Origin of the sequence: Rhizobium sp. ZK1, assembly GCF_047782645.1 — a bacterium.
In the GTDB taxonomy this organism is placed as follows: domain Bacteria; phylum Pseudomonadota; class Alphaproteobacteria; order Rhizobiales; family Rhizobiaceae; genus Rhizobium.
In genome coordinates, this window is sequence record NZ_CP180586.1 from 393,455 (window position 1) to 414,287 (window position 20,833).

At 59.5% G+C, this 20,833-nt stretch carries 20 protein-coding genes; 12 read left to right on the forward strand and 8 right to left on the reverse strand.

Annotated features, from left to right (window positions below; all coding sequences use genetic code 11):
* The first annotated feature begins 5 nt into the window (after positions 1-5).
* The 4 genes from ACK9YZ_RS02025 to ACK9YZ_RS02040 are packed head-to-tail and all read left to right on the forward strand — an operon-like array spanning position 6 to position 3,170.
* Positions 6-896, forward strand: coding sequence for an ABC transporter permease subunit (locus ACK9YZ_RS02025; RefSeq protein ID WP_216757092.1), 891 nt, complete (start codon positions 6-8; stop codon positions 894-896).
* A 1-nt stretch (position 897) separates the two neighbouring features.
* Positions 898-1,749: an ABC transporter ATP-binding protein gene (locus ACK9YZ_RS02030; protein ID WP_416065501.1), complete on the forward strand. Its 852-nt coding sequence runs from the start codon at positions 898-900 to the stop codon at positions 1,747-1,749.
* Positions 1,749-2,591, forward strand: a complete 843-nt coding sequence (locus tag ACK9YZ_RS02035) for a dipeptide ABC transporter ATP-binding protein (RefSeq protein ID WP_416065502.1) — start codon at positions 1,749-1,751, stop codon at positions 2,589-2,591. Before ACK9YZ_RS02030 ends, ACK9YZ_RS02035 begins: the two co-directional genes overlap by 1 nt.
* Before the next feature lie 42 nt (positions 2,592-2,633).
* Positions 2,634-3,170 (forward strand): gluconokinase, encoded by a 537-nt coding sequence (locus tag ACK9YZ_RS02040; protein ID WP_216757095.1) that lies wholly within the window; start codon positions 2,634-2,636, stop codon positions 3,168-3,170.
* On the opposite strand, the gene ACK9YZ_RS02045 is transcribed toward ACK9YZ_RS02040, so the two are convergent.
* From ACK9YZ_RS02045 to ACK9YZ_RS02055, 3 genes are all read right to left on the reverse strand, one after another.
* Complete coding sequence (locus ACK9YZ_RS02045) at positions 3,160-4,407, reverse strand: NAD(P)/FAD-dependent oxidoreductase (RefSeq protein WP_416065503.1); 1,248 nt, start codon at positions 4,405-4,407, stop codon at positions 3,160-3,162. The genes ACK9YZ_RS02040 and ACK9YZ_RS02045 overlap by 11 nt on opposite strands.
* 76 nt (positions 4,408-4,483) lie before the next feature.
* On the reverse strand, positions 4,484-4,987 hold the full coding sequence (locus ACK9YZ_RS02050) for an isoprenylcysteine carboxyl methyltransferase family protein (protein WP_216757097.1): 504 nt from the start codon (positions 4,985-4,987) through the stop codon (positions 4,484-4,486).
* The gene (locus ACK9YZ_RS02055) at positions 4,984-6,036 is read right to left on the reverse strand and encodes a type III polyketide synthase (protein WP_416065504.1); all 1,053 of its coding nucleotides are present in this window, start codon (positions 6,034-6,036) and stop codon (positions 4,984-4,986) included. Before ACK9YZ_RS02055 ends, ACK9YZ_RS02050 begins: the two co-directional genes overlap by 4 nt.
* A 172-nt stretch (positions 6,037-6,208) precedes the next feature.
* On the opposite strand from ACK9YZ_RS02055, the gene ACK9YZ_RS02060 reads away from it, so the two are divergent.
* The 3 genes from ACK9YZ_RS02060 to ACK9YZ_RS02070 all read left to right on the forward strand — a co-directional run bounded on the left by ACK9YZ_RS02060 (position 6,209) and on the right by ACK9YZ_RS02070 (position 8,253).
* Positions 6,209-6,745: a tetratricopeptide repeat protein gene (locus ACK9YZ_RS02060; protein ID WP_416065505.1), complete on the forward strand. Its 537-nt coding sequence runs from the start codon at positions 6,209-6,211 to the stop codon at positions 6,743-6,745.
* A gap of 111 nt (positions 6,746-6,856) precedes the next feature.
* A complete protein-coding gene (locus tag ACK9YZ_RS02065; protein ID WP_416065506.1) occupies positions 6,857-7,462 on the forward strand; it encodes an RNA polymerase sigma factor in 606 nt (201 codons plus the stop codon).
* On the forward strand, positions 7,459-8,253 hold the full coding sequence (locus ACK9YZ_RS02070; protein WP_216757101.1) for an anti-sigma factor family protein: 795 nt from the start codon (positions 7,459-7,461) through the stop codon (positions 8,251-8,253). Before ACK9YZ_RS02065 ends, ACK9YZ_RS02070 begins: the two co-directional genes overlap by 4 nt.
* On the opposite strand, the gene ACK9YZ_RS02075 is transcribed toward ACK9YZ_RS02070, so the two are convergent.
* Together ACK9YZ_RS02075 and ACK9YZ_RS02080 are read right to left on the reverse strand one after the other, a co-directional pair.
* Entirely contained in the window at positions 8,250-8,807 is a 558-nt protein-coding gene (locus ACK9YZ_RS02075) for a hypothetical protein (RefSeq protein ID WP_416065507.1), read from the reverse strand. The two genes, ACK9YZ_RS02070 and ACK9YZ_RS02075, sit on opposite strands and share 4 nt — an antisense overlap.
* 88 nt (positions 8,808-8,895) lie before the next feature.
* Complete coding sequence (locus tag ACK9YZ_RS02080) at positions 8,896-12,312, reverse strand: DEAD/DEAH box helicase (protein ID WP_416065508.1); 3,417 nt, start codon at positions 12,310-12,312, stop codon at positions 8,896-8,898.
* Between the two features lie 888 nt (positions 12,313-13,200).
* On the opposite strand from ACK9YZ_RS02080, the gene ACK9YZ_RS02085 reads away from it, so the two are divergent.
* The 5 genes from ACK9YZ_RS02085 (at position 13,201) to ACK9YZ_RS02105 (ending at position 17,269) form a co-directional block, all read left to right on the forward strand.
* Positions 13,201-13,914, forward strand: coding sequence for a hypothetical protein (locus ACK9YZ_RS02085; protein ID WP_416065509.1), 714 nt, complete (start codon positions 13,201-13,203; stop codon positions 13,912-13,914).
* A 44-nt stretch (positions 13,915-13,958) separates the two neighbouring features.
* Positions 13,959-14,834, forward strand: coding sequence for a hypothetical protein (locus ACK9YZ_RS02090; protein ID WP_416065510.1), 876 nt, complete (start codon positions 13,959-13,961; stop codon positions 14,832-14,834).
* Between the two features lie 221 nt (positions 14,835-15,055).
* Entirely contained in the window at positions 15,056-15,727 is a 672-nt protein-coding gene (locus ACK9YZ_RS02095) for a helix-turn-helix transcriptional regulator (protein WP_416065511.1), read from the forward strand.
* A 288-nt stretch (positions 15,728-16,015) separates the two neighbouring features.
* Entirely contained in the window at positions 16,016-16,240 is a 225-nt protein-coding gene (locus ACK9YZ_RS02100; RefSeq protein WP_416065512.1) for a hypothetical protein, read from the forward strand.
* Positions 16,241-16,322: 82 nt separating this feature from the next.
* Positions 16,323-17,269 (forward strand): IS630 family transposase gene (locus tag ACK9YZ_RS02105; RefSeq protein ID WP_416064054.1). Its coding sequence is split into 2 segments (ribosomal slippage): positions 16,323-16,661 and positions 16,664-17,269, totalling 945 coding nucleotides; the frame shifts between segments, so codons are not numbered across the junction.
* On the opposite strand, the gene ACK9YZ_RS02110 is transcribed toward ACK9YZ_RS02105, so the two are convergent.
* The 3 genes from ACK9YZ_RS02110 to ACK9YZ_RS02120 form a co-directional block, all read right to left on the reverse strand.
* Entirely contained in the window at positions 17,241-17,387 is a 147-nt protein-coding gene (locus ACK9YZ_RS02110) for a DUF6538 domain-containing protein (RefSeq protein ID WP_416065513.1), read from the reverse strand. The two genes, ACK9YZ_RS02105 and ACK9YZ_RS02110, sit on opposite strands and share 29 nt — an antisense overlap.
* 284 nt (positions 17,388-17,671) lie before the next feature.
* The gene (locus ACK9YZ_RS02115; protein WP_416065514.1) at positions 17,672-18,652 is read right to left on the reverse strand and encodes an FAD:protein FMN transferase; all 981 of its coding nucleotides are present in this window, start codon (positions 18,650-18,652) and stop codon (positions 17,672-17,674) included.
* Positions 18,633-20,831 (reverse strand): PepSY domain-containing protein, encoded by a 2,199-nt coding sequence (locus tag ACK9YZ_RS02120; protein WP_416065515.1) that lies wholly within the window; start codon positions 20,829-20,831, stop codon positions 18,633-18,635. Before ACK9YZ_RS02120 ends, ACK9YZ_RS02115 begins: the two co-directional genes overlap by 20 nt.
* Between the last annotated feature and the right edge of the window lie 2 nt (positions 20,832-20,833).

The following is a 20,833-nucleotide window of genomic DNA, read 5'->3' on the forward strand; positions in this document are numbered from 1 at the left end:
GGTCCATGAGCACGGTTACTGCAAAATCCGACCAGCCCTCCGCCCTGACGGAATTCTGGTACTACTTTTCACGAAACAAAGGCGCCGTCATCGGTCTCTTCGTTTTCCTCATCATCCTTCTGGTAGCGATCTTCGCACCGCTCGTCTCGCCGCACGCGCCGACCGAGCAGAACCGACAGCTTCTCCTGTCCGTCCCTTTCTGGATGGATGGCGGCAGTCTCTCCTATCCGCTCGGAACGGATGCCGTCGGCCGCGATATTCTCTCGCGTCTGATCTTTGGTGCACGCTTCTCGCTGTTCATCGGTCTCGTGGTCGTCACGCTGTCGGTGGTTGCGGGTGTCTTGATCGGCCTCGTTGCCGGCTATTTCCGTGGCCGCGTCGATATCGTCATCATGCGTCTCATGGATATCATCCTGGCCTTCCCGTCGCTGCTTCTGGCGCTCGTGCTCGTCGCGGTGCTGGGGCCTGGCCTGCTCAATGCCATGATCGCGATCTCGATCGTCAACCAGCCGCATTTCGTGCGCCTGACACGCGCCGCCGTGATGGGCGAGCGTGAGAAGGAATATGTCGTGGCCTCCCGCGTTGCCGGTGCCGGTACCTTCCGGCTGATGTTCAAGACGATCCTGCCGAACTGCCTCGGACCGCTGATCGTCCAGGCAACGCTCGCCTTCTCCGCAGCGATCCTCGATGCAGCCGCCCTCGGCTTCCTCGGTATGGGCGCTCAACCGCCAACACCTGAATGGGGCACGATGCTTGCCGAATCCCGCGAGTTCATATCGCGCGCCTGGTGGGTTGTTACATTTCCGGGTCTTGCCATTCTCATCACCGTTCTCGCCATCAACCTGATGGGCGATGGGCTGCGTGATGCGCTTGACCCCAAGATGAAGAGGTCCTGAGATGGCGCTTCTCGAAATTGAAAATCTCGTCGTCGAATTTCAGACCTCGACCGGACCTTTCCGCGCCGTCGATGGCGTTTCGCTGAAGGTCGATGCCGGCGAGGTTCTGGCGATCGTCGGCGAATCCGGTTCCGGCAAGTCGGTCTCGATGCTCGCTGCCATGGGCCTTCTGCCCTGGACGGCGAAGGTGACCGCCGACAAGATGGTCTTTGACGGCCAGAACCTGCTCGGCATGTCCGGCGCCAAGCGGCGAGAAATCATCGGCAAGGATATGTCGATGATCTTCCAGGAGCCAATCGCGAGCCTCAATCCCTGCTTCACCGTCGGCTTCCAGATCGAAGAGGTGCTGAGAATTCATCTCGGTCTCGACAAGGCGGCGCGGCGCAAGCGCGCAATCGAGCTTTTCCAGGCGGTCGGCATTCCCGATCCTGCCGAGCGGCTGGGCCACTTCCCGCATCAGATGTCGGGCGGCCAGTGCCAGCGCGTCATGATCGCCATCGCGATTTCCTGCAACCCGAAGCTCCTGATCGCCGACGAACCGACCACGGCACTCGACGTGACCATCCAGAAGCAGATCCTCGATCTGCTGATGCGCCTGCAGACGGAGCATCGCATGGGCCTGATCATGATCACGCACAATATGGGTGTGGTCGCCGAAACGGCCGACCGGGTGATTGTCCAGTACAAGGGCCGCAAGATGGAAGAGGCCGACGTGCTGTCGCTCTTCGAATCCCCGAAGAGCGATTACACGCGGGCACTGCTCGCCGCCCTTCCGGAAAACGCGACGGGCGACCGGCTGCCGACCATCGGCGAGCTTTTCAATCCGAACAAGACTGTGGAGGGAGCGGCCTGATGACGCCAGTTCTCGAAGGAAAGAACATCGTCCGCGACTATTACCTGCCGGGCGGCCTCTTCAAGAAGGCGCGAACGGTCCATGCTGTCAAGGGTGTGAGCTTCAGCGTGGAAGAGGGCAAGACGCTTGCGATCGTCGGCGAAAGCGGCTGCGGCAAGTCGACGCTTGCCCGTATCGTGACGATGATCGACCCGGCCACATCAGGCGAACTCTTCATCGACGGCAAGAAGGTCGATATCTTCGAGGGCGATTTGACGCCGGAAATTCGCCGGAAGGTCCAGATCGTCTTCCAGAATCCCTACGGATCTCTGAACCCGCGCAAGAAGATCGGCGACATCCTGATGGAACCGCTGATCATCAACACCAATACGCCGGCTGCCGAGCGGCGCGACCTGGCGATGGCGATGCTGAAGAAGGTCGGCCTGCAGGACGTTCACTTCAACCGCTTTCCGCATATGTTCTCGGGCGGTCAGCGCCAGCGTATCGCCATTGCGCGCGCACTGATGCTGAAGCCCCGGCTTCTGGTTCTCGACGAGCCGGTCTCCGCACTTGATCTGTCGGTGCAGGCGCAGGTGCTGAACCTGCTCGCGGACCTGCAGGACGAACTGAACCTCACCTATGTCTTCATCAGCCACGACCTTTCGGTCGTTCGCTACATGGCAGACGAGGTAATGGTGATGTATTTCGGCGAAGCGGTCGAATACGGCACGCGCGACCAGGTTTTCAACGATCCGCAGCACAGCTATACGAAGACCCTGTTTGCAGCGACGCCGCGTGCGGATGTCGATACCATCAAGGCACGCCTTGCACGCAAGAATGCTGCCCTGTCTGCGGCCTCCTGAGGCCGCAGATTTCCAGTGCCGGAACGATCAGCGAGATGAGCAATGACAGAGCATAACGGAACTCTCCATGCGATCATCGTCATGGGCGTCAGCGGTTCCGGTAAATCCTCTATCGGCGAAGAGATAGCCAGGGGCTTGCGCCTTCAGTTTGTCGAGGGTGATGCTCTTCACCCCGCATCCAACGTCGAGAAAATGTCGAAGGGTATTCCGCTCACTGATGAGGACCGGATGCCCTGGCTCGACCGCATCGGCGAGACAATGAAGGCCTCGCTTGCAAAGGGCGAAGGCATCATCGTTTCCTGCTCGGCGCTGAGGCGCATCTATCGTGAAAGGCTGCGCTCTGCTGTCGGCGGCAACCTCTATTTTGTCTATCTCGAAGGCTCGAAAGAACTGCTGACGGACCGCATGGCGCACCGCAAGGGCCATTTCATGCCCACCTCGCTGCTCGAGAGCCAACTGCAGACGCTGGAAGTACCGACAGGCGAAAAGGGCGTCGTCACAGTCGATATCGACAACACCGTTGAGAGGATCGCGGCGGAAGCCTTGAAGGATCTCGCCGCTCTCGGTGTTACGGGTTGAACCTGTTGGGCGAATAGGCCGCGATATTGATGAAAGGCGTCTCGCCGGTCATCAACTCCGCCAGCACTCGTCCCGTTACCGGTCCAAGAGTCAGCCCATGGTGGGCATGGCCGAAGGCAAACCACAGTCCTTGATGGCGCGGCGCTTTACCGATGATGGGCATCATGTCGGGCGTGCAGGGGCGGGCGCCCATCCACGGTTCCGGATCGAGCCTCTCTCCCAGCGGAAATATCGTGCGTGCCACGGCTTCGGCCCGGTCTAGCTGCACCGGGGTCTTCGGCGCGTCCAGCGCTGCGAATTCCGCACCCGTCGTCAGGCGCACACCCCGGTTCATAGGCGCCAGGAAATAGCCGCGCTCGGAATCGAGCGTCCAGTTGTTGAGCACCGCATTGCCCTGGATACCGTAATGCATGTGGTAGCCGCGCTTGACGCCGAGCGGGAAGGAATAGCCGAGGCGACGGGTCGCGACTGCCGCCCAGGGACCGAGCGCCATGACGGCGTCGTCGGCCTCCAGCGATCCCTCTGCCGTCATGATCTTCCAGCCGGAGCCGGCCTGCCCGAGCGAAGCTGCATCCCCGGTCACGAATCTGCCGCCGAGGCTTTCGAAATAGCTGCGGTAGGCGCGCGTCAGCGCATGCGGATCGAGAACCGACCACGGGTCGATCCAGCGCAGGCCGCCGACGAAATCGCCCATGATGTTTGGTTCCAGGCGAGCGATATCAGATGAGGTCAGGCTCTCGTAGCTGACGCCGAACTGATCCTTCCAGAGGGCCGCTTCCGCAAAGGCCTCGTCACGCTTGGCTTCTGTGCGGAAGATCTTCATCCAGCCGTCCTTGCGGATCAGTGCTTCGGCGTGCGAGGCCTCGATCAGGTCCTTGTGCTCGCTGATCGAATTCTCGATCAGCGGCGCATAGGCCTTGGTGATCATCTCATGCCGCTTCGGATTGGAGTTCCACCAGTAGCGGGCGAGGAAGGCAAGCTGGCTCGGCAATGCCTTCAGGTGATAATGCGCATCGATGCGGTTGTTCAGCGCGTAGCGCAGCAAAAGGCCGAGCTGCTGCGGAAAACCGTAGGGCATGACGCCTTCGCGCTGGATCAGACCGGCATTGCCGAAAGAGGTCTCGTTACCCGGCTCCCTGCGGTCGATAAGCGTCACCTGACGGCCGCGGCGTTGAAGATGGATGGCCGTCGAAACCCCGACGATACCGGCGCCGAGCACGATTGCGTTTTTCGTCATTTTCCCCTGCATTCCGCTATGTCTTAGGCCCTAAAATGCCCATCTCAATGCTGCGGTGCAAACGAAAAATCGCATTTCATTTCAAAATCATTGCGCTTTTCAGTGCGGCATTTTCGGCCCTGATGCGGATCGTCAGAATGGCGGCATTGAGGAGCGAAAAGACCAGCGCATAAAGCGGCATGCCGAAGGCAAGCGGCAGGGCGGCGATCTCGCCTGTCACGATCATGTAGTTCGGATGTTTGAAGAAGCGGTAGGGGCCGTCTTCGACGAGCGGGGCGCCGGGAAGGATGATGATACGCGTCGTCCAGCGCGGCCCGAGCGTCATCAGCACCCATAGCCGCAACACTTGCAACAGCATGAAGAGACCGAACCAGAAGAGCTGGATCGGCTGTCCGGCGGCCAGCATCCAGAGCCCAACGAGCCAGCCCGTATGGAGCGCCACCATATAGGGATAATGATCGGGCGCGATTTCGCGCGCCCCTTTTGCAAAAAGCGCCATCGTGTTGCGGCGCGCGATCACCAGTTCGGAGAGCCGCTGGGCGGTCACGAAGGCGAGAAGGGCGATGGAGGGCCACATCATGCGACCCTCCGCAATGTCACGCAGCTTGCTGTAAAGCCCGGACCCATGGCGATCATCGCCGCGCGGTCCGGCAGTCCTGCGCGGATGGCCCGCTCCAGAACGAAAAGCACTGTTGGCGAGGACATATTGCCATAATCTGCAAGCACCGACCTCTCGATGTCGAGTGTATCAGGCGCCATGGAAAGCGTGCTCTCCATCGCCGCCAGTACCTTGGTGCCGCCGGGATGGCAGATGAAACGGTCGATATCGTTGCGCTCGAGCCCGCTGCGCGCCAGAATGCCGTCAATTGCCGGGCCAAGCTCCTTTTCCGCAAAGGGCGGCAGCCCCTGCGCCAGCTGGATGCCGAGCCCGGTATCGTCGATCTTCCAGCCCATGATGTCGAGCGTATCCGGAAACAGGTGATCGCCCGCCGATTCCACTTCTGCCATGCCGCCTTGGCCTGATCGCATCACACAGGCTGCAGCCCCGTCGCCGAAAAGTGCGGTAGCGATGATGTTCGGCTTGGTCAGCTCATCCAGCCGGAAGGCCAGCGTGCAGAGCTCGATGGCGACGAAGAGCACCACAGCGCCCGGACGGCTGCGCGCCAGCCGCGAAGCGATGCCGAAGCCGGAAACGCCTGCAGCGCACCCAAGCCCGAAGACGGGCACGCGCTCGATATCCGCGCGAAACCCGAGCCGACCGGCGAGCCGCGCATCGATGCTCGGCGTGGTGATGCCGGTAGAGGAAACCGCAACGACGCAATCGACTTCACCAGCCGTCAGCCCGGCCTGCTCGAGCGCCCGGGTTGCCGTCTCGACAAACAGCAAACCGGCGACCTCCTCATAGGCCTTCATCCTGTCTTGCCAGCCATGCGTCTCTTCGAACCAGGAGAGGGGACGGGCGGCATGCCGCTTTCCGATACCGGCATTGTCGAACACGCGCGCGAGGTGGCGGAATTCCTTGAAGCGATCGGCAAAGAGGCGCGCGGAGGCCTCGGCGGCTTGGCTCTGGGTGATGATATGGTCAGGCACTGCAGTGGCGAGACTTAAAAGTCTGACGGATTGAGTCACGGTATGCTCCTTGTCGTTCCCGGCGGAACGAGTGGAAAACACGCGGGCGCGAAAGTTTATTCGGCGCCGCTCTTCACGAAGCAGTGATCAGAAAAAATGTGAAAGCCCGTCGAATAAAGCTGGAGGCAGCGGTGTTCACTCCTCGCAACGTCATTTTCTGAGGAGTTATCCCATGACGACCAAGACTGTCCGCATCGCTTCCCTCGTGCTCGGCAGCTGCATTGCCGCCTCCGTCTTCTCCAGCCCCGTCTTCGCGATTGGCGATGATAGCAGCACCATGCCGGTCTGCAAGAAGGGTGAGATCTACGACAAGAAGGCAAAGAAGTGCGTCAAGCAGCAGAGCGCCAACATAACAGACGAAAATCGTACCGATTACGCCTACTCGCTCGCCAAGGCCGGCCGCTATGAAGAAGCGCTCGCCGTGCTCGACACCGTCAAGGATCAGAACAATGCCGAATGGCTGAACTATCGCGGTTACGCCACCCGCAAGCTCGGCCGCACGGATGAAGGCATCTCCTACTATCTGCAGTCGGTCAAGCTCGATCCGCAATATGCCAAGGTCCGCGAATATCTCGGCGAAGCCTATGTCATCAAGGGCGAGCTCGACCTCGCCAAGGAGCAGTTGACCACCATCAAGGCGATCTGCGGCACCGGCTGCGAGGAATATCAGGACCTCAACGCCGCGATCCTCGATCCGTCGAAGATCTAGAGCAATTCCCAGCAAAAGTGTGCAGCGGTTTTGCGTCCGGATTGCGTGAAACAAAACTGTACAGCTGCGTGGGGCGGGAGAGAGATAAGGTTGATTGAAGGGTATTTCCGGATGTCGGTCGCACACACCACATTTCCTGCCTATAGTCGCGCCAGAACGGAATCGCCGGCCCGGCCGGCGGTTCCGAAACAGCCAATACGCGCGGAGGCGGCCATCGCGAGCGAAGCGGATATCAGGAGCGGCCTGACGGAACATCTTGCCCGTCTGTGGCGCTATGGCCTCGTTCTTTCGCATCAGCGCGATGTGGCCGACGATCTCGTACAGGCGACCTGCGTTCGCGCGCTGGAACGGGCCGATCAATTTGTCGCAGGCACGCGGCTAGACCGCTGGCTGTTTTCGATCCTGCATTCGATCTGGCTGAATGAGATCCGCGCCCGCCGCGTCCGCCAGGGGCAGGGCTTCGTCGATGCCCAGGATACGCTGAGTTTCGATGGCGCCCGCGACACCGAAACGCATGTCATGGCGAACCAGGTCTTGAAAGAGGTGAATGCGCTGCCGGAAGCGCAGCGATCGGCGGTTTTCCTCGCCTATGTGGAAGGGCTTTCCTATCGCGAGGTCGCCATCATACTGGATGTTCCGATCGGCACCGTGATGAGCCGGCTGGCAGCCGCCCGCGCGAAGCTCTCCGAAACTGTATCGGCAGGAGGATTTGAATGAGCACGAAGCACATTATGCCCTCCGACGAGGAATTGACCGCCTTCATCGATGGTGAACTCGGCGCGGAAGAGACTGCCCGCATCGAGGCGATGATCGAAGCCGATGGGGCTGTCGCCGAACGGCTGGAGTTTCTGGCGCGTGCAAGCCTGCCTTACAAGCAAGCCTTCGCGCCGCTGCTTGATGCCGCTCCGCAGGCAAAGCTCGAGGCCATGCTGTCGGCCATTCCCGCCGCCCGGTCTGCAAGACCGGCTGCCTTCATGAGCCGTCGAGGCTTTTTCGGCGCGCTTGCCGCTTCGGTCGTTGCCGGCATCGCCGTCGATCGCGCCATGATCGGTGTCGGTGCAAGTTTCTCGGGCAAGGATGAAAACAGCGAATGGCGCGCCGTCGTTGCCGAATATATCTCGCTCTATACACCGGAGACGCTCGCCGGTCCCGTCCCGCCCAGAGATGTGCAGGCAGCGCAGCTCGCCAGTCTGGATGGCGACCTTCGCCTGCAACTCTCGCCAGAGCAGGTCGCCCTGCCGGATATCGATTTCAAGCGCGCCCAGATCCTGCAATATGATGGCAAGCCGCTCGCACAGATCGCCTATCTGGATCCCGAGACCGGCCCCATGGCGCTCTGCATCGTCGCCTCCGACGGCGGCCCCAAGGCCCCCGATATCGAAGGCCGCAAGGGCATGAATGTCGTCTACTGGGCAAACGCCACCCACGCCTTCATGCTGATCGGCCACGCCCCGGTCGACCGTATGACGGAGATCGCAGACGCGGTGCGGAGCAAGATTTCCGTTTAGAACGGCTGGGTCTTATCGGAAACCGGGCTGACCTGATTGGCAGGAACGAGGCGGTTCAGGCAATTGACATAGGTCGTATACATCTGCTGAAGCCGCGAGAGCGGCACCACCCAATGCCCTTCATTTCCGGCAAAATCCAGTTCCATATCCGGTGTGCCGACAAAGGAATTCTTGAGGATCTTCTTGATCTGCGCCACACCCGTCTTCTCGGCGGCTGGCAAGATGCGAAGCGTCTTGCCGTCGAAGAATTCGGCCGGTACGGCCTTGGTGCCGGAATAGCCGACGAGCGTTACCTTGGTCGTGGTACCCTCGGGGATCTCCCAGCCATCCTTCGAGACGAGCCACATGACGCTGTCGAGGCTCTGGCGGAATTCGACCGTCTTCCCGAGCTCATCGTTCCAGATCAGCCGGCAGTAGGACGGCTTCTCGCCGACGAACCCGACCGACCACTGCCGCGCATCGCCCATCCATTCCGTCCCGCCAGGGGCCGTCTCGCTCCGTGCGGTTGCCGGAATGAGGAGTGCCGTCAGCAACAGGGCAGAAAAGGTCTTCATGGCTCGAATCATCTCCAGGGAGCTGAGGTGATTCTAGCGGCGGAAGATTGAGGTTTTGCTACCACGGCGGGTCAAAGCCATGTTCATTTCATCGTGCAACCCTCTGGATCGGCGAAGAAGATCGCAGGGAACGAAGGAATTCTTCGGCATCGACAGTTTCCAGAGCGCCGGCGACGTCCCTGAAATACGGCATGGCTTCCCAAAAGCTCCGGTCCGCAACGATATGAAAACGCCGCTGGGCGCGGGTTAGAGCTACGTTCAGCAGATTGGGCTTTGATGAAGCCCAGGCGGCTGCGCCGGCGTGTGCCTTGTCGGCGCCAAGGATCATGAAGACCGTGTCTCTTTCCTTGCCCTGAAAGGTATGAACAGTCCCGACCCTGTCTTTCAGCCACTTCTTCAGTTGCGGAGGCGATGTACGAGGAGAGCCGGTGTCATTGACCCATCTTGCCTTTCCCAGCGCCGTCTTCAGCGCATTCTTGATCTCCTTGAATGGAGAAATGACATAAAGGTCCGGCAGTGCTCCGTCCCGGCGGTAAGTCGCGACCAGGACATCGACGATGAATTCGATCTGTTCGGGAACGCGCTGCCGGCCGGAAACCTTGCCCCCAACGTCGATCCAGACGCTGTCGCCATAAAATGGCGGAGCATCGTCGGCCGGCCATCGTTCCTTCAATCCGAATACCATCTTGTCCCGATAGGCGATCCGGTTAGCGAGTGAGAACATCGGGTCGATGCAGCGGCGGTGCACACGCAGCGGACTGCCGATCCAAAGTCCATTGCCATCTTCCGACGGCAGCGCCGTTCCATAGCAGTTTGCTGCGTCGGCGAGCCCCTGTACTGAAACGCGGTTGGGCGAATAACTCTCCGCGGAGGTGTATGGCGACAGGCGACTGAGGGCCCTTATGAGCGCGCCGGGCAGGGTAAAAACCGGCTCGATCTGCAAGGGGTCGCCGATCGCCATCAGGCGGCGTGCCCGCATCAGGGCGCCGACGGCTGCCTGCGGCACGGCCTGACCGGCCTCATCGACGAAAACCCAGCCGATCGACGCCGGTCCGAGGCCTGCGAACTGACGAGCGAAAGAGGCAAACGTCGTTGAAACGACGGGAACGATCATGAAGAGGCTCTGCCATACGGGCGGGATATCCGCCCCATGGTCAGGAGCATTTCCGGAGAGCAGCTTCGTGATGGCGACGATGTTTCCGCCGAAACCTCCGCTCGACCTGCTGACTTCCGCCAGCCACGCCTCATGCAGCGTCAGCGCCGTCTCCAGCAAGGCGGAGCGCAGGCCAGCCAGCTTGTCGGAGTGCCAGAGCCCTTCGATCTGAAAACGGTCGGTTTCGAGATCGTCAAGGTTTGCGGGCAGGGCCGGCCCGTCCAGTCTCTGCCGCAGCTCTTCGAACCTTGCGGATTTCTCGGACCAGGTTTCCTGTCTCGCATGCAGTTCTCGTTCGGCCTGCTCCCGGTGCCGCAGAGCCTTCTCCAGGGAAAGCCGGTGCCTTCCCGCAAGATCTCGTTCGCAGTTGGCGAGCGTCTTGCGGAGGGCGATTTGCTCCCGGGCATTCGATTTCACATTGTCCCTGTGCCGTTGGTTTTCGCTGTTCGGCAGCATCCTTTTCCACCAGGCCGGCATCGAACGGTCGAGAAGCCGCTCCTCTTCCCTGAGCCGGTCCAATTCGGTACGGACGGCGAGGGTTTCGGCCTCAGCAGCAGCATATTGATCCCGAGCCGACCCAACTGCCGTCTCCGCTGTCTCCAGTGCCTCACGCGCCAGGGCACAGAAAGCGTCGAATGAGGTCAAGGCGATTTCGCCGTACAGATCGGCGAAATGTCCGTATTCGTCGATCATGGAGCGAACCGCTTCGTCGGCGTTGCGAAATCGCTCGCCTGCCTCGGCGAATGTTGGCCCGCCGTAGCTGTCTCGCCATTCCCAGATCGTCTGAGGCCTGTCGAGACCGGACCAGTCGGGCTTCGCCCTATCTTCCCTGGCCTTGTCTTCCTTGGCCGGCATGAAGGCGAAGCGCTCCTTGAACGCTCGCCGGTTCCCGCTTTTTCCGAGTGCACAGGCGATCAATCCCCACGGGCGGTTTTCGTCCGTCAACGCGGTGAAGCTGCCATTGTCTTTTTGCGCGGCGATCTTGTGGGCAACGGTCTGCAAATAGCCGAATGACTTGCCTTTCATGATCGAGCTTTGCTTGGGAAGGTCGCGCGAGATATTCTCCACGGCAGCGTTGTTGGACGAGGCGACGACCATCTCGAAGCCGGTGAGGCTGGCGTTCAGGCTCGATATCCACGCGGTGCTGCCGTCCTTGAAATTGACCTTTCTCGATGCGCCGTCGAAGGCATCCCGCGCTGTTCTCAAGGCGGCGAGCACCCGCGCCCGCCGGACGATATTGTCCGCAAAGATATCACGCAGCAGTGTCGTCTTGCCGGTGCCCGGTGGACCGTTGACCGAAAAGAGCCCGGTTTCCGAGAGGGTTTCCAGGGCGGTATTGATCGCGAATTGCTGCATCAGGCTCATGGCATGATGGGCTTCTGCCAGCCAGCGTCCGGCATTGAGGTTTCGCGGATGCAGTGACCGGATGAGGGCGCGGCGGCCTGTCTCCGTATAAAGGTCGATCCGCGCGTCGGAAGCGAGCGGCGTCAGATATTTCCGCAGCGGTTCGGGGATCGTGCCGCTGCGAACGCAGCCCATCGCCTTTTCGATGTCCTCGATGAAGAAGCTGTTCAGAATCCCGATTTCCTGTTCGGGAGTATCATCTTCCTCGTCATCGTCGTCACCCGCCGCGTTATGCTGAAGCGGCGCAGGCAGGAGCTTTGCCGTCGGCCTCGACGGCTTGTCCCTATAGCGGATTTCAACAAGAGCGACGGGCCGGTCTGCATCAGGCGCAAAGCGTGCCCAGTCGCAAAGCAAGGCATGAAGGGCGAGAATTTCAGCAGGCGTGAGCGGCTGGTCGTCGGTATCCTCAGATTTTTGATGGTGCAGACGTCGCTGGGCTTGGAAATTTCCCAGCAATTCCTGCAGGCGCTGTCTGCCATCGGCAAATGCTTCCGAGCTCAGCGCGGCAAGGCCACGTTTCCGGACTTGCCCAAGCGCCCAGGGAAGCGTCGAGATGGAAAACGCCGTGAAAATCGGATTGCCCTGCGGGTCGAGTTCCAGGCTTGCAAAGCAGGTGTCGCCATCCAGATCGCCCCGCTCTGCATCCTCGAAATCCGTCATGCCGTTGGTGGCGCCGGCGAAATTCCTGCTGACCTTGGAGATCTCCGATTTGCTGAAAACGCCGAGGAAAAGGGTAAGTCCGGTGATCTCCTTGTGCTCGGGGACGATCGGACGCCTCACGGCGTCGCTGTCATCCTCAAGTGTTTCGGCATGCAACCAAAAAGCTCTCTTGTTTTCGTCTTCCGTTGCCCGCTTGGAAAGGTCATATGGGATGAAGAACTCGATCTTGTGCCAGAGATCGAGGATTGCCAGCAGCCGCTCGCGTTCGTTACCTGTAGGGATCTGCATGGCGTCTCTCGGCACAGATAAATTCGCTGAATGTTCTATCAACGATCACCCGTCCGGGAAACCCGGTGCCGGAAACTCGGTCTATGCCGGGAGCCTTCGGTGCCGCTGGACTGGCATGTCCGCGGCAATGTGGGCGGCAGCCTTGGGCGAGATGGGCGGATGTCGCCGCGAGTTCGGGCATGCCGGCGGGGGCGGGAGCGGGTCTTCTAAGGTGTGTGAGCGCACGGTCCGAGAGAACCGGGCCTTCCGGCGGTTTCCTTTGTGGCCGACCGGCAGAATTGCTTACGGCGATTACGATTGATTACACACGTTCTGTAATCGGATTTCCATAATGATTTCAGTTTCTTATTGTTGTTATTACCGAATTACCAATATAATGGTGAAACTCAGATGGAGAGACAGCGGTATTTCAACGAGCTGTGGGCTATCCCCATAAGAGTTTGAAACAGGCCGTAATTTCGTAATTCTGTAATTTCTTCCGTTAAGTATATGATATTATTATTTTATTTAGGTTACGCAATTTACAGGCGAATGGCAGCGATTATAAATTTGAGGCACTGATCAGTTCGGTCATGGCGTTCTCGACTGAGCAGTCGCTACCTCTCCCGGAACGCTGCCGTGGACTGTCTCTTTTTTCCACCTTGCGTTTGTGGCTTTGGCTCAGGAACTCGATACTTCCGCTTTTTAATCAGAAGCTGTTATTTTTGTTTGAAATGACGGCATAGCTCTTTAACGCTACACCTCTCTTTGGCGCAATTTCGTGCCGATGCGGGGGTTTTCCCCCTCACCCTTTTTCAAAAAACTAACGTTTGTGGCTGACTTAGTTTCCTCAGCTGAACAGTTTTTGCTTTCTAGAGTTTAAAATTGTCAACAATAGAGGGGTTAGCTATGTCACTTTCCGCAGTTCTCCTGCCTGAAATTCAGAATCCACAGTATTCGTCCAACCATCGTGATGATGTTGTCCTTCCTCGCGAGGAGAGAAAGCGTGTTTTCATCAACGGCGTGGAATTCGATGCAGAGCGCATCTCCGGAAGAGTTGTCGGCTCAAGAATAAAGCAGCACAATAAAATCTATACAACGCATCACAACAACTACATGGCTAACGGTGATAATCACGTATATTCTACGGTTCAAAGCGAACAATGGGAAACGAGCGAAGTCCGGTTAAGGTTTGAGAACGGGAAAGAAAGGCTCTTCAAGCTGCCGTTCGCCGTCAGCGTCGGTGAAGACGATATGATGAGCATCATCAGTCTCTACAGGGTAGGCGGAGACGGATACACGGCCGCGGCTCAAAACCATAATATCGGCCAATCGTTCACACAGGACCGTAATGGCTTGCAGCATGTATGTGCACGCCTTGGCGTATTCAAGCCGTCGGTATTCCTCAACAACAAGGCATTTCTGATTGTCCTCGCATTGCTGGCGGTTTCACTTTACGGCCTGTCTGGCAGTGTCTTGCTGGCGCTGATCGGCGGCGTCCTTCTGTCCGGGCTTTTCGTCCTCGCGTTTCAATATCTGGTTCTCCTGCCCTATGTCATCGCCGTGTGGCCCAAGACAAATCGGCAGCTCCAGGCGTTTTTTGACGATTTTTCTGCGTGGTAGCCATCCAAGAGGAACGCGCTTCGCCGGCTTGAAGGCGAGGCATTGTGCTGAATGCAGTAACTGATTGCGCCGGGTGTTTTATGTCGTTTTTATCTTCTCTTGCTCTTCTCGCCTCCACCATTCCTTCAATGCCGCCGCCGCCCATCGGTGACGAATTTCCATGGAATTCCAAAGCGGTCGCTCCGATAATATTCGAATTCTCTGACTACGGCGGCAAAAACTCGACGATGAAGGCGAAGATCACACCTGAATCCATTCAGAGTTGGTGTGCTAACTGGCGTCCGGGAGATGCCTCATGTGCTGCGTCGCGAGAAGTCGACGGAAAGGTGTATGAAGCCCGCGCAGACTGCGAAACGGGTGATCTATGGACGGAGGGCAAGCACTACCGTTTTGACGGCCCGGAAACCGAAAACAAGGACTTCTACGGCTACATCAGCATGAAAGATACCGAGACGGGTAAACGCGTCGGAATGTCAAATGCAGATCGTGGCCGCGAATTCGGAGCTATGTGGCTCAAGCTGTGTCCGGTGGGATGGCCTTACAATGATATCCCCGTTCAGCGGACATTCGCGACTGAGGATCGCTACGGTGAGTCCATGGGCCACAACGGATCTCTGATGTTCCATCATCAGAAGCAGCACGTCATCGTCTATTCGCAACCCAAGGCTTCGATCGCCGGATCCATCGAACCCGAGACCGTCCTTTTCCGTGGCTGGAGTGTTCCGAACGAGTGGATTTCTGGCGTCGCATACACATTCAAGAAGGGCTGCGATCCGGCACCGTACCTCGTCAGCGGATACGACAATGGCTCACTGCAGTTGACATTGCAGGGCAAGGCACCGGTCCGTGATGGATGCAATGTCGTCGGGTACAGCGACAAGAGTCCCAATGCAAAACTTGTTTTTGATCGTGGTGAATAATGGATAGTAATAAATTTCCACACCACAGAGCCGCGAACTCCAAAGGAAATTTCGGATGCTGCGCAGCAGCTAGCATTCGTGGATGTCGTGCGTCAGGGCAATCATCTCCATGAAAACGAGGGATTGGCCAATGTTCGCGTTCTGGCAATCATTTGATAACAAATACTCGATGTATATGCAGATGAAACAAATAGAAGTTTCTCCTGCTCCTGCCGAAGAATATGAGTTCATTCAATACGATTTCCCAAGACCTCATCGATGTGTGGCTACGGTCCGATGAGATGACAAACCCGGAGAGCCTGTATGCCGGGATCATCAACAGATTGACCATCAAAATGGCGCTCTCCGTCGTTACGACGGTAGCCGACGATCCTTATGACTGGCGGTTCCGTCGGGTAAAGGATTTCGGCTTCAAGAGCAGCCTACTGAACCGGATGAAGCAGCAATTTCCCGATGCCGCGCTGCGCGACCTCGATCGACGCTTCATTGATGATGCGATCGTTGCCGCCTATTTGCGGGCTCTGGAGGTGAAGCGCCCCGCGATTGACCTCGTAAGGACGAAGCTCCTCGGTGTCCGGATCGGCTACGAGCGCCTTATTCTGCCGCAGAAATGCGATGGAAAGCCTGGCTGGTGCATCAGCCTGATTGAAGGGCGTTTCTTCATCTCTCCGATGCAGGAGGCGAAGACCGATATCACGGACGACAATATCATCCAGCTCCTCATTGAGGGGCAGAGTACGAAAGAAATCGCTGAGTTCCTGCATCTGTCTCCGAGGACGATCGAGCATCGGATAGACAGGCTGAAGGACCGATTTGAAGCGAAGAACCTCGTTCATCTGGTGGCGAAACTCGTCGCCACCCAGGTTGGCCGCCGGGAGAAGGAGAGCACCTAGGCTACTTCACCGTCTTCCTGCTGGCAGCAGCCCGCGCCTGAAGTGCTTCCATAGATAGGCCAGTGCTTGCCGATGCGATGTTGTAAAGCGCGGCGGTGATGTCCTTCGTCTTGAAGGCCACGCTATTGTCTCCGAGACACTTATCGAAGCCGAGGAGGTTTCCATCGCGGTCAAGATGAGATGGGGCCGAAGAACATCTGGTCGAAATCCCGGCTGCGGGGCCTGTAGAGGTTCGCAGCTCCGGTGGTGGTGTCGAGATCGCCGTCGAAGTTCGCGATGAATATTTGCGTGACTGCGAAGGCATCCGGGCGACATCTCATCTATGATTTTGAGGCGCTGCTGCCAGGCACTCGTGTCCAGCCAGATTCGCACGGCGGCGCGGATGTCGTCATCCGTCAGTGGGAACTCATCATCGGCATCTTCCAGCATCCGGAACAACCTCTCTGTGCCTATAAAGAGGTGCGCGGCTCGCGCTCTGGTGTTCTTCGCACGGTGGTCTTTAGAGCGGGATGATTTTAGATGGAATCGAAAAGGGGATTCCCTTTTTCCCGCAAATCAGATTCACCATTGAGACCGGTAAAGGAGGCCGGTCTTTATGGCAAAACCTTTTTCCGATGATTTGCGGGAACGCGTTGTCGGCGCGGTGACGCGCGAAGGATTGTCCTGCCGGGCAGCGGCGAAGCGCTTCGGGATTGGCATCAGCACCGCGATCGATTGGGTGCGGCGCTTTCGCCAGACGGGCAGCGCAGCCCCCGGTCAGATGGGCGGGCACAAGCCACGGGCGATTTGCGATACGCATCGGGAGTGGCTGCTCGAGCGCTGCCGCACACGGGCTTTTACCCTGCGCGGGCTGGTCGCGGAACTGGGCGAGCGTGGCCTGAAGGTCGATTACCGCTCCGTGTGGACCTTCGTGCATGATGAAGGGTTGAGTTATAAAAAAAGACAATGGTCGCCGACGAGCGCGAGCGGCCCGATGTCGCCGCCCGACGGAACCGCTGGCTGAAGCATCGCTATCACGTCGATCCGGCCCGCCTCGTCTTCATCGATGAAACCTGGACGAAGACGAATATGGCGCCGCTCCGGGGCTGGGCGCCGCGCGGCGAACGGTTGCCCGGTCAGGCGCCCTTCGGCCATTGGAACACCATGACGTTCATTGCCGCCCTGCGCGCCGACCGCGTCAGCGCGCCATGGATCATCGACGGCCCGATCAATGGCGAGCGGTTCCTGATCTATGTGGAAAAGGTGCTGGTCCCCGAACTCAAGCCAGACGATATCGTCGTGATGGACAATCTGGGCTCACACAAGGCAAAAGCAATCCGCACCGCGATCCGCAAGGCTGGGGCCAAACTGTTCTTCCTGCCCAAATACTCCCCTGACCTCAATCCCATCGAAAAGCTCTTTGCCAAGATCAAGCATTGGCTACGCGAGGCACAGGCCAGAACTCGCCACGCGATCGACGAGGCCATCGCAGCCATCCTCAAGACAGTTTCACCACAGGAATGCCAAAACTACTTCAAGGAAGCCGGATATGAACGGACTTAAAATCATCCCGCTCTAATGACCTGTATATCTCGGTCTGTCCGAGTAGGGCCTGGAGAGGGGCGGGCACGCGCCGCCGGAAGACAAAGGAATCGGCTTCGCGCCGCAGGTAAGTTGACATCGCCAAATGCGCCCTTTGTGGGGGTGCAGTGTGGGGGTATTCCCTGCACTGGCGACATGAAGCTAAGTTATTGAATTATAACAGGGAAAGTAGCTGGTGAACCTGGATTCCCACATGATTTCAAAGGCTTATCGAAATTACCTTTGAATTCCCTCTGTTTTTCCGATCGCGAGCGACCATGGATGCCACCTTTGTGCTCTGGCTTTGGGTCCCAGTCAACAGGGGCGAAGCGGCAGTTATTTCCGCGAAATGTCTCCTTCAATTCGTCCGCCATCTCAGGGCCATCAGCAGGCAGTATTCTTTCGGCTGCGCATGTCGCGCTTATCATTGGCGAAGATGCCACATCCTGTTCCGCCTGGCTGGCCGTGCCACAGGAAGAGTACGGAGAGGCTCAGCTTTTCCGCTAATTTCAATCCTTCCTGTTCGCCAAGAACCATCATCGCCGTCGCCCAGGCATCGGCACTCATGCAATCGCGAGCGATTACTGTGGCCGAGGCGGGCGGTTTTCTGAGCGGCATGCCGAGACGCGGATCTATGGTATGGGAGAGGCGGTGTCCGCCGATATCCACCCAGTGGCGGTAATCCCCGGACGTCGCGATGGCTGAATCCTCGAGCTCGATGATGGAATGCGGCGCGCGTTCGTGAAGATCGGGTTTCTCGACCGCAATCGCCCAGCCCGAGCCGTCCGGCTGCGCGCCGAGTGCGCGCAGCTCGCCGTCGATAGCGAAGAGGCCCGCTTCGATGCTGTGCAGACCTGCGGTTTCCGCCAGCCGATCGACACCGTAGCCCTTGGCGATGCCGTTAAGGTCGAAGCGCATGTCGGCATGCTTTCGTGCTCTCCCATTGGCGGGATCAAGCTCAAGGATGTCATGAGCCGAGTTGCGGCGTGCGAGGCGGGCAGCCCTTATTGCCGCCTCGTCGGCTTCCACAGCACCGAAACCCCAGGCGGCGACGGCGTCGCCCATACCGATGTCAAAGGCTCCGCACGAGGCTTCGCCGATGGCAAGGCCTGCCTGGAGCACCTTCATCAGTTGTTCAGGAAGGACGATCCATTCGCCGGGACAGGCGGCGTTCAGGCGATTGAGATCGCTTTGGGGCTTCCATGTGGACATCTGCTGATCGACCTCTGCGACGGCGTCCGCCATGGCGGCGTGGACCCTCACGGTTTCGAAATCGCCTCGCATGTGGAAGAGCGCGGACCAGCGTGTGCCCATGGTGGGACCGTTCAGGGCATGGCGGGTGAGATCAGTAAACGTCCTCGGCATAGCGGCCCTCTAACTTGAGTGTCGCAAGACTCACGCCCTGCGGTATGAGAATGTCGGAGAGAGCGGCGGCCACACCCGCCGCCATGTCACGGCCGCCGCAGACGAGGATCTGGCTGCCTGCCGCGATGAGTTTGCCGATCCTGGCGGCATCCTCGCGCAGGATGTCCTGGACATAGGCCGGGTTTGCCGTTCGCGAGAAAGCTGTGGAGACGCCGGCCAGTCGACCGTCCTCCTTCCAGTCCGACAATTCCTCCGCATAGAGTGCGTCGCTCTCCGGATGGCGGGTCCCGAAATAGAGATACATGGGTTGGTGTGCCTTATTCGCGCGGGCGAATCCCGCAAGGGGGCCGATGCCGGTGCCCGCGCCGATCAGGATGACGGGCTTGCCGCTGTGGGCAGGCCGGAAGCGCGGATTGGAGCGAACGAAGGCCGTCACCGCTTGTCCGGGCTCGAGAGCCGTGAGCTGCCCGGAGCAGAGCCCGCCCGGTTGCTTGCGGACGCAGATTTCGACGAACCCGTCCTTCGTGCTCGAAGCGAGCGAATAGAAGCGCGGCACTTGCGAACCTTCGGGCAATATGCCGACCAGGTCGCCCGCTTCGAACTGCGGAAATGCGTTTCCGGTCAGACGCTGCCAGAAGGACATCTTCGGCAGGGCGAAGCGCAGGATCACAGTCGTGGCCTGAACGCTTGCGCCATAGTCGCGGCGCGAGATCAGTGAAAGCTCCCAGGTCTTCGGTCTGGTCGGCAGGTGGTTGAGTTCGAAGGCGAGCCCGAGCGTCTCCGCCAGATCACGACCCCAGCGGGCAAAGTCCTGCGGCGACTGGCGATCCACGGTGTCGTACGGCAGCAGCGCAACCCAGCCCCTTTCTTCCGCCAGCCGTGCGACGTCAGCGGCGAAACCGCAATAGGCGGGGAAGCTGCGGTCGCCGAAGCCGAGCACGGCAAGCGAAGGACCCCGCTTTACAGGAGTGCGCCGGAAGCGTTCCAGAAAGCCTTGCGCGGATGCCGGGGCTTCGCCGTCGCCATAGGTCGCGGCAAGCAGGATGAGCCGTTGCGCCATGGGCCAACGTGCGGGGTCGAAGCCCGACATCGGACCGACATGGACACGCATGCCCTGTTCGCAGAGCGATTTTCTCAGCGTCTCGGCAAAGCCCCAGGTCGTGCCGCCCTCGCTGCCGACAAGGACGATGGTGTCAGCCTCGCCTGCGGGAACAGAACGCCCCTTCTTCACGCCACGACCCCTGAACCAGACGGCGAGGCCGGTCCAGCTCATGACGGGAACGGCAAGTGCGGAAACACCGAGAAACAGGCCGAGCCATGCGATGCCCCGACCAGTGTGCAGCATGGTGAGGAAGTCCGTCAGGCGGTCGACCCAGTTTGAAGCCTTCCAAGCGAGCAGGTCGCCGTTGCCCTGGTCGATGTAGCCCTGGCCAGCGTCCGTCTTGAGGGTAAACGCGTCGGTTGCATCTGCGGCAGCCGGAAAGCTGAGCGAGCGAAGTCTGTCGACCGGGGTCTCTCGCAGAACGGTTATGGAGGCGACCTGGACGCCCGAAGCGCCGCTGACCTCCGAGGGGAAGAGCGGGACGCCGGCACCTTCGGGTAAAATGTCGTACGTTGCGGCGATCATCCAGAGCGCGGTCAGCGACGACAGAAGTAGGCCGGGCAAGGCAAGGCGCGAGATGATAGCATGAAGGCGTGCACCGCCCGTGCCTTTTGCAGGCTTCAGGATGGAGCGCCAGCCGCCCGCCCGGCGCGCCAGCAGGAAGAGACCGGAGAGGGTCAACGCCAGCATGGCGCCCGCGCCGCCGGCGACGATGAGGCGGCCGCTGTCGTCGAGGAGCAGCGAACGATGAAGATTGGTGAGCCAACGCTCGACGGCCGACGTGTCAGCGCTGCCGACGGGCGTGCCCGTTGCCGGATCGATGATGGAAGATGCCGGCTGGTCGCCCTCGAAATAATATGCCGTAATCCGGCCGGACGGCGCGCGCCTGATCTGCTCCACCGAGGGTTCCGCCGACTGGATCCGTGCCGCGAGTTCCGCGACACTGATGTCCTGTGCCACAGGGATGGTGAGCCCCTCGGAGGCCGGGAAGACCGAGAGGGCTGTACCGCTCAGGGCGATGACGGTGAGAAGCGCAGCGGCGATCAGCCCAAACCAGCGGTGGAGCGACCGGATCATGG

Excerpts from the sequence above, each read along its gene's own strand:
- ACK9YZ_RS02025 (WP_216757092.1), top strand. The coding sequence starts at position 6 with ATGAGCACGGTTACTGCAAAATCCGACCAGCCCTCCGCCCTGACGGAA.
- ACK9YZ_RS02030 (WP_416065501.1), top strand. The coding sequence starts at position 898 with ATGGCGCTTCTCGAAATTGAAAATCTCGTCGTCGAATTTCAGACCTCG.
- ACK9YZ_RS02035 (WP_416065502.1), top strand. The coding sequence starts at position 1,749 with ATGACGCCAGTTCTCGAAGGAAAGAACATCGTCCGCGACTATTACCTG.
- ACK9YZ_RS02040 (WP_216757095.1), top strand. The coding sequence starts at position 2,634 with ATGACAGAGCATAACGGAACTCTCCATGCGATCATCGTCATGGGCGTC.
- ACK9YZ_RS02045 (WP_416065503.1), bottom strand. The coding sequence starts at position 4,407 with ATGACGAAAAACGCAATCGTGCTCGGCGCCGGTATCGTCGGGGTTTCG.
- ACK9YZ_RS02050 (WP_216757097.1), bottom strand. The coding sequence starts at position 4,987 with ATGATGTGGCCCTCCATCGCCCTTCTCGCCTTCGTGACCGCCCAGCGG.
- ACK9YZ_RS02060 (WP_416065505.1), top strand. The coding sequence starts at position 6,209 with ATGACGACCAAGACTGTCCGCATCGCTTCCCTCGTGCTCGGCAGCTGC.
- ACK9YZ_RS02065 (WP_416065506.1), top strand. The coding sequence starts at position 6,857 with ATGTCGGTCGCACACACCACATTTCCTGCCTATAGTCGCGCCAGAACG.
- ACK9YZ_RS02070 (WP_216757101.1), top strand. The coding sequence starts at position 7,459 with ATGAGCACGAAGCACATTATGCCCTCCGACGAGGAATTGACCGCCTTC.
- ACK9YZ_RS02075 (WP_416065507.1), bottom strand. The coding sequence starts at position 8,807 with ATGAAGACCTTTTCTGCCCTGTTGCTGACGGCACTCCTCATTCCGGCA.
- ACK9YZ_RS02080 (WP_416065508.1), bottom strand. The coding sequence starts at position 12,312 with ATGCAGATCCCTACAGGTAACGAACGCGAGCGGCTGCTGGCAATCCTC.
- ACK9YZ_RS02085 (WP_416065509.1), top strand. The coding sequence starts at position 13,201 with ATGTCACTTTCCGCAGTTCTCCTGCCTGAAATTCAGAATCCACAGTAT.
- ACK9YZ_RS02095 (WP_416065511.1), top strand. The coding sequence starts at position 15,056 with ATGAGTTCATTCAATACGATTTCCCAAGACCTCATCGATGTGTGGCTA.
- ACK9YZ_RS02110 (WP_416065513.1), bottom strand. The coding sequence starts at position 17,387 with ATGTCAACTTACCTGCGGCGCGAAGCCGATTCCTTTGTCTTCCGGCGG.
- ACK9YZ_RS02115 (WP_416065514.1), bottom strand. The coding sequence starts at position 18,652 with ATGCCGAGGACGTTTACTGATCTCACCCGCCATGCCCTGAACGGTCCC.
- ACK9YZ_RS02120 (WP_416065515.1), bottom strand. The coding sequence starts at position 20,831 with ATGATCCGGTCGCTCCACCGCTGGTTTGGGCTGATCGCCGCTGCGCTT.